Here is a 2,374-nt window from a genome sequence, read left to right on the forward strand (position 1 = left end):
CGCGGCCGCCACCACCATCCTCAACGAAGTCAACGGCGGCAGCCCGAGCCAGTTACGTGGCTACACCGAGGTGGCGGGGCAGTCGGCCCACGTCATCGTCGCCAACCCCTATGGCATCACCTGTAACGGCTGCGGTTTCATCAACACCCCCCAGGCAACTTTGACCACCGGCAAACCGGTGGTGGAAAACGGTCAGTTGACGCGCTACCAGGTCGACCAGGGCAGCGTCACCATCGAAGGCGCGGGCCTCAACGCGACCAACGTCGACCGCTTCGAAATCATCACCCGCAGCGCCAAGATCAACGCCGAGATCCAGGCGAAAAACCTGACCATCGTCGCCGGCCGCAACGACGCCGACGCCGCCAGCCTCAATTCCACCGCCCGCGCCGACGACGGCAGCGCCAAACCGCAACTGGCCATCGACTCCTCGGCCCTGGGCGGAATGTACGCGGGCGCCATCAAGCTGGTGGGTACCGAGGCCGGTGTCGGGGTGAAGCTGGACGGCAAGTTGATCGCCAGCGGTGGCGATATCCAGCTCGACGCCAACGGCCATCTGAGCCTAGCCGACACCTCAGCCACCGGCGCGGTCACCGCCAAGGCCTCCAGCGCCAACGTGCAAGGGGCGGTCTACGGTGCCAGCGTCAACATGCAAGCCAGCGGCGCACTGGATGTGCAGCAGAACATCGCCGCCCGTGACCGGATCAGCTTGAGCAGCGGCGGGCAGTTGACCAACAACGGCGTCATCGAAGCTGGGGTCAACGCGGACAACACTCGCAATGCAGGGGGCGATGTCAGCCTCACCGCGCAGAATCTCAACAACAGCGGCAAGAGCGTGATCGCCAGCCGCAACCTGACGGCCACCGTGGCGCAGACCCTGAACAACCAGGGCGGGACCTTGAGCGCCGGGCAGACCAGCACGGTCAAGGCCGGCACCCTCGACAACCGGAACAACGGCCGGGTATTGAGCAGCAATACGTTGAGCGTCAGCGCTGACACACTGCTCAACACCCAGGGTACCGTCAGCAGCAATGGCAACCTCACGGCCACTGTCGGGCAGCTGAATAACCACGACGGCGAAGTCTCCAGTGCCACGACCACCCGGCTCACCGGCACTACCCTCGACAACAGCGACGGCCTGCTTACTGGCGACGTGGCCCTGAACATCGGTTTGATCGGAGCGCTGGACAACCGGAACGGCGTGTTGGGTTCGGGTGCGATGTTGACGGTCACGGCTGCCAGCCTGGACAACCGCGCCGGCAAGGTCCTGTCCGCCAAGGATATGCAACTGACCGTCGCTGCCTTGGACAATAGCCAGCAAGGCCTGCTCAGCAGCCAGGCGGGGCTGCGGGTGGATGGCACGCAACTGAATAACGCGGCTGGCCTGCTCACTGCGGTGGGCCCGGTGCACCTGGAAACCAACGAAGTCGATAACAGCGGCGGGCGCATCTCCAGCAAGAGCGACCTCACCGCAAACGTCGCCGAACTGACCAACCAGGGCGGCGAGCTGGTTGCCCAGGGCCCGTTGACCGTCAACGGCCAGGGCCTGGATAACCGTAACGGCGGCCTGGTCGGCGCGACAGGCGCGCTGACACTCGACGTCGACGCCGTGGACAACCGTGGCGGGGAGATTTCCAGTTCGCTGGGGATCGACATCGAGGGTCTGCGCCTGAACAACAGCGACAACGGCAAGGTCCTGGCCGGCACCGACCTGGGCCTGAAAGTCGCAGCAATCATCAACCAGACCAAGGGCCTTCTGTTCAGCACCGGCACCAGCACCGTCACCGGACAAAGCCTGGACAACAGCGGCGGCAGCCTCGTCGCCCACCAAGGCCTGGATATTCGCCTCGACAACGCCTTGAGCAACGTCGCCGGCCTGATCAGCAGCGAAGGTACCCTGACCGCGAATGCCGGCAGCCTCGACAACACGCAAGGCAGCATCTCCAGTGCCGGCGCCCTGGGGCTCCAGCTCGACCATGCCTTGCTCAACCAGGGCGGCGAGCTCGTCACCGACGCCGGCCTCACGGTCAAAAGCGCCAGCCTCGACAACCGCAATAGTGGCACCATCAGCGGCAAGCAAGGCGTGCTGGTCGAGACCGGCGCGTTCGACAACAGCCAGTCCGGCCGCCTGAGCAGCGCTGCCAGCCTCGACCTGACCACGCAAAAACTGACCAACCAGAACGGCGGCCGCATCGCCAGCAACGGCGCACTCATCGCCAGCGTCACCGACCTCGACCAGCAGGGCGGCCAACTCTTCAGCAACACCGCCCTGACCCTGGACCTCAACCAGGGCCAACTCAACAACCAGGGCGGCCTGATCAACGCACCGCTGTTGATGCTCAAGAACCTCAAGGCCGTCAACAACGACGGCGGCGAA

At 65.0% G+C, this 2,374-nt stretch carries 1 protein-coding gene; it reads left to right on the plus strand.

Annotated elements, in window-relative coordinates:
- On the plus strand, positions 1-2,374 hold a 2,374-nt coding region (locus tag FGE05_RS29515; RefSeq protein WP_139650425.1), incomplete at both ends, for a filamentous hemagglutinin N-terminal domain-containing protein.

Origin of the sequence: Pseudomonas sp. ICMP22404, from assembly GCF_006227205.1 — a bacterium.
Taxonomy (GTDB): Bacteria; Pseudomonadota; Gammaproteobacteria; order Pseudomonadales; family Pseudomonadaceae; genus Aquipseudomonas.